Here is a 4,565-nt window from a genome sequence, read left to right as displayed (position 1 = left end):
GCCGCGACCCAGCAGCCGGTGGTCTCGCTCCATATCGATCGAAATGAATGATTCACGACAACCCCTCTCTCTTGTTTTGATGTGGTTTTCACTGCGGTGCAGTGAAATCGCAATCCGCGGTGGGGAATGGCGTGAATGGGTGTGCGGCGGTCGTGGCCGTGTCTCTGCCCATCGCGATTCGTTATGCCGAGGATGAGCGGAGTCTATTGACCGGAAGGGCGGGCGATTGTCGGGAAGCTTACAAATGCGGAATTAATGCTGTTTTCGCCTGGTATTTTTTGTTTGTGTGATGAATCGAACTGAGAGCCTTTGTGGGTAAGGGTTGGGTCGATTTTTTGTGTGTGACGTCGTGATCGCCGTTTCGGTGAGGTGACGCACGGTTTGCGTCAGGCTGGTGCTTTAAAATGCGGTGTGCGGATTATGTGCATGCTGGCGATGTGATTTATTCGTTTCTCTTTTTGGCGATTTTCTATTGGAAATGAATTAAATCAAACGACTATCGCGTGACGTCGCTTCGAGATACCGGAATGTGGGCCGGGTGAAACGGAGTTGGCACGGATGAGCGATAGGGGCCGGCGGCAAGCGTCACGGTATCGTGTGTGCAAAACGGCCCGCCGCGATCGTGCATGGCGGGCGACCGTCTTGCGGAGCAGCGGCTGGCAGGGAAGAGGCGCGGGCGCGCCGCGCCGCGCTCAGAAGTCGATTGCGTCGTCGGAATCGACGTCGGCCGCGGTGGCGAGCGCCTCGCGTGCGTCGCGCGGCGCCGACGCCGATGCGTCGAGCGCCGGATTGCGCAGCTTCTCGAGCACGCGCTCGGGCACCGGGATCCGCATCCGCGCGGCGACGTCGCCGCACTGGAACATGATCAGCTCGCCCGGCTCGAATGCCGTCCAGACCTCGTTGTCGGTGAGCGGCTGCGTCGCGATCACGGCGACGCGATCCTCGGGCGTCGTGTATTTCGCGAAGTCGATCGACAGGTCTTCGTCGACGAGGTGCGCGGTCGAGAACGGCCAGCGCCGCACGAGGTAGTGCAGCCGCGTCGAGCAGTGCGCGAACAACGCCTGGCCGTTCGACATCAGGAAGTTGAACACGCCGTGATCGGTGATGCCGCGTGTCAGTTCGCCGACGCGCTCGAACAGCTCGGGCAACGGCGGCTGCGCACCGGGGAACGCTTCGCGCAGCCCCTGCATCAGCACGCAGAACGCCTGTTCGCTGTCGGTCGTGCCGACCGGGTGGTAGACGCTGCCGTCCATGTCCGGTGCGTAATCCTGCAGGTCGCCGTTATGCGCGAAGATCCAGTGCCGGCCCCACAGCTCGCGCATGAACGGATGGCTGTTCTCGAGCAGGATGTGGCCTTGCGTGGCCTTGCGGATGTGCGCGATCGTGTTCTTGGACTTGATCGGGTAGCGCTTCACCATCTCGGCGATCGGCGATGTGGCCGATGCCTGGTGATCGATGAACAGGCGGCAGGCTTTATCTTCGAAGAACGCGATGCCCCAGCCGTCGGCATGGTGATCGGTGAGCCCGCCCCGGGCCGCGAAACCTGTGAAGGAGAATGTGACGTCCGTCGGCGCGGCGCAGTTCATTCCTAAGAGTTGGCACATTTTACTTGGGGCAGCAGGCTGAGGCGGGGGGGTAACGAACCGGGCGAACCCCGGTACAATGCGGCTTCTAGCATATCACCGAGCCCTGAGCGGTAAAAAGCGGATTCCGCCGGCCGAAGGCCCCGTGTTGCGGTTTGCCGTCAGTCGGCCCGCGCACGCGCGTTCCGGCCCCGCCGATGGCCCGGCCGTTCCTCACGACGCCTCCTATGACTGCCTCGAACGCTTCCTCCCCGGCGACGCTCTCGCTCGCCCGTCCCGACGACTGGCACCTGCACCTGCGAGACGGCGACATGCTGGCCGCCGTGCTGCCGCACACCGCACGCCAGTTCGGCCGCGCAATCGTCATGCCGAACCTGAAGCCGCCGGTGACGACCACCGCGCAGGCGCAGGCGTATCGCGAGCGCATCCTCGCCGCGCTGCCGGCCGGGATGACGTTCGAACCGCTGATGACGCTGTACCTGACCGACAACACGCCGCCCGACGAGATCCGCCGCGCGCGCGAAAGCGGCTTCGTGCACGGCGTGAAGCTGTATCCGGCCGGCGCGACGACGAATTCCGACCACGGCGTCACCGATCTCGCGAAGTGCGCGAAGACGCTCGAGGCGATGCAGGAAACCGGCATGCCGCTGCTCGTGCACGGCGAGGTGACCGATGCGTCGATCGACCTGTTCGACCGCGAGAAGGTCTTCATCGACCGCGTGATGACGCCGCTGCGCCGCGATTTCCCGGGCCTCAAGGTCGTGTTCGAACACATCACGACGAAGGACGCGGCCGACTACGTGCGCGACGCGGACGCCGCGCCCGGCCTGCTCGGCGCGACGATCACCGCGCATCACCTGCTGTACAACCGCAACGCGCTGTTCGTCGGCGGGATTCGCCCGCATTACTACTGCCTGCCGGTGCTGAAGCGCGAGACGCATCGCGTCGCGCTGGTCGAGGCTGCGACGTCGGGCAACCCGCGCTTCTTCCTCGGTACCGACAGCGCGCCGCATGCGCGCGACGCGAAGGAAACCGCGTGCGGCTGCGCAGGCTGCTACACGGCGCTGCACGCGCTCGAACTGTATGCGGAAGCGTTCGACCACGCCGGCGCGCTCGACAAGCTGGAAGGCTTCGCAAGCTTCTTCGGCGCCGATTTCTACGGGCTGCCGCGCAGCGCCGAGACGGTCACGCTGCGTCGCGAGGCATGGGAACTGCCGCGCGAGATCTTCGCGGGCGATACGCCGGTCGTGCCGCTGCGCGGCGGCGAGACGATCGGCTGGAAACTGGCGTGACCTTCGCGCCGCCGCGCGAACCTGGCCAGACGGCCGGTAGCGGGGCGGCGAATTTTGCGCGAATCGACTGGTTCGTGCCGTGGCTCGCGTCCTATGCGGGGCCCGGCCGCGTTGCACAGGCGGCCGCACGGACAGGCGAAACCACGATTTCGCGCCGCTCCCGGTGCTCGGCGTGCCGGGCTGGTGCGACGCGAATGCCGAGGCTGCGTTTTACGACGATCCGGCCGTGTTTCGCAGCGTTCGCCGTTCGCGCGCTGCCAGCGGCGGCGCGCAGTGCTAGAATGCGCGTCGCAAAGCAGGCCAGGCAGTCGCGGCCTCGCCGCCTTCGGGCGCGCGGGGGCGAGGAAAGTCCGGACTCCACAGGGCAGGGTGATGGCTAACGGCCATCCGTGGCGACACGCGGAACAGGGCAACAGAAAGCAAACCGCCGATGGCCCGGCGCAAGCCGGGATCAGGTAAGGGTGAAACGGTGCGGTAAGAGCGCACCGCGGCGACGGCGACGTTCGCCGGCACGGTAACCTCCACCCGGAGCAATTCCAAGTAGGCAGGCGCGCATTTTCGGATGCAGGACGGGGCCCCCGTCTCGTCTGCGGGTAGGAAGCTTGAGCGCGTCAGCAATGGCGCGCCTAGAGGAATGGCTGCCACGCGTTGCGTGCTTCGGCGCGCAGCGTGCACAGAATCCGGCTTATCGGCCTGCTTTGCGGTTCGAATGCGAAAGGGCCGGCGTCTCCTTGCGGAGCGCCGGCCCTTTTTTCATGCGCGCTCGCCGTGCGTTCAGCCGGCGACGATGTCGAACGAATGCGTGAGTTCGGCCGTCTTCGCGATCATGATCGACGCGGAGCAATACTTGTCGTGCGACAGGTTGATCGCGCGTTCGACCGTGGCCGGGTTCAGGTTGCGGCCGGTGACGGTGAAGTGGAAGTGCACCTTCGTGAACACCTTCGGGTCTTCGCTCGCGCGCTCGGCCTTCAGCGTGACCGAGCAGCCGCTGACTTCCTGGCGGCTCTTCTTCAGGATCAGCACGACGTCATAGGCCGTGCAGCCGCCGGTGCCGAGCAGCACCATTTCCATCGGGCGCGGCGCGAGATTGTGGCCGCCGCCTTCGGGCGCGCCATCCATCGTGACGAGGTGGCCGCTGCCTGTCTCGGCGGAGAACGCCATGCCGTCCTGACCCATCCAGCTTACTTTGCATTCCATGCTTGCACTCCAGCGTTGCCTGATTCGGATTCGATCCGGCATTGTAGCCCGCTGCGCAACGGTCGGCTGATGCGCTGCACGACGCGCAACGCCAGCGCCGTGCGCGCGGGGCGCCAGGCGGCCAAGTCCCCTTTGCATTTAGGGGTTTTGCTCTAGGCGAGGGCGGTTCCCGATCCGGCTTTCCGGGATCAGATGATTGATTTCAAAGAGAAAACCCATTTTTCAAACGCGGCGCCATAAATTTCGCATTATGGTGTTTGATTTCGTAATGCAAATTTTCTTGTGAAGTCGGCAACGCGTTCGTATAACGAGCCTCATTGGTTGTCGCGCTGCGGCAACCTCCGAATGTCTCCTCCACCCTCCTCCTATGGTGGATTAAGCCCGAACCAGCCGTTCGGGCTTTTTTTCGTCCCATGCAAACATCGGCGCGCGGCTTGCGCGCGCTGGCATCGTTATGCGGGCTGCCTGGCGGCCGGCTGCGATGTTGCATCGA

Annotated in this window: 5 protein-coding genes, 1 other RNA gene and 1 pseudogene; 3 read left to right on the top strand and 4 right to left on the bottom strand. The window is 64.6% G+C overall.

What is annotated here, in order from left to right; genetic code table 11:
- Together JYJ84_RS38580 and JYJ84_RS29130 are read right to left on the bottom strand one after the other, a co-directional pair.
- The coding region (locus JYJ84_RS38580) for an ESPR-type extended signal peptide-containing protein (RefSeq protein WP_374102140.1) at positions 1-56 on the bottom strand (56 nt) is incomplete at its 3' end.
- 636 nt (positions 57-692) lie between these two features.
- A complete protein-coding gene (locus JYJ84_RS29130; protein ID WP_122944479.1) occupies positions 693-1,604 on the bottom strand; it encodes a class II glutamine amidotransferase in 912 nt (303 codons plus the stop codon).
- A 206-nt stretch (positions 1,605-1,810) separates the two neighbouring features.
- Between JYJ84_RS29130 and pyrC the strand changes: the two genes are divergently transcribed.
- From pyrC to rnpB, 3 genes and pseudogenes are all read left to right on the top strand, one after another.
- Positions 1,811-2,875, top strand: a complete 1,065-nt coding sequence (gene pyrC / locus JYJ84_RS29125) for a dihydroorotase (protein ID WP_027788369.1) — start codon at positions 1,811-1,813, stop codon at positions 2,873-2,875.
- Between the two features lie 130 nt (positions 2,876-3,005).
- Positions 3,006-3,155 (top strand): annotated as a pseudogene (locus JYJ84_RS38305) (DUF3025 domain-containing protein); the annotation flags it as partial.
- Positions 3,156-3,167: 12 nt separating this feature from the next.
- Positions 3,168-3,579: RNase P RNA component class A (rnpB, locus tag JYJ84_RS29115), an RNA gene on the top strand.
- Positions 3,580-3,649: 70 nt separating this feature from the next.
- Here the strand turns inward: rnpB and JYJ84_RS29110 are convergent.
- Both JYJ84_RS29110 and JYJ84_RS29105 read right to left on the bottom strand, forming a co-directional pair.
- Positions 3,650-4,114: an OsmC family protein gene (locus tag JYJ84_RS29110; protein WP_076605865.1), complete on the bottom strand. Its 465-nt coding sequence runs from the start codon at positions 4,112-4,114 to the stop codon at positions 3,650-3,652.
- 160 nt (positions 4,115-4,274) lie between these two features.
- A partial coding sequence (locus JYJ84_RS29105; protein WP_205189797.1) for a hypothetical protein occupies positions 4,275-4,565 on the bottom strand: 291 nt, incomplete at its 5' end.

The organism is Burkholderia sp. LMG 13014, from assembly GCF_905232215.1.
In the GTDB taxonomy this organism is placed as follows: Bacteria; Pseudomonadota; Gammaproteobacteria; order Burkholderiales; family Burkholderiaceae; genus Burkholderia.
Note: the sequence above shows the minus strand (reverse complement) of the source record. Positions and strands in the feature narration are given on the sequence as shown.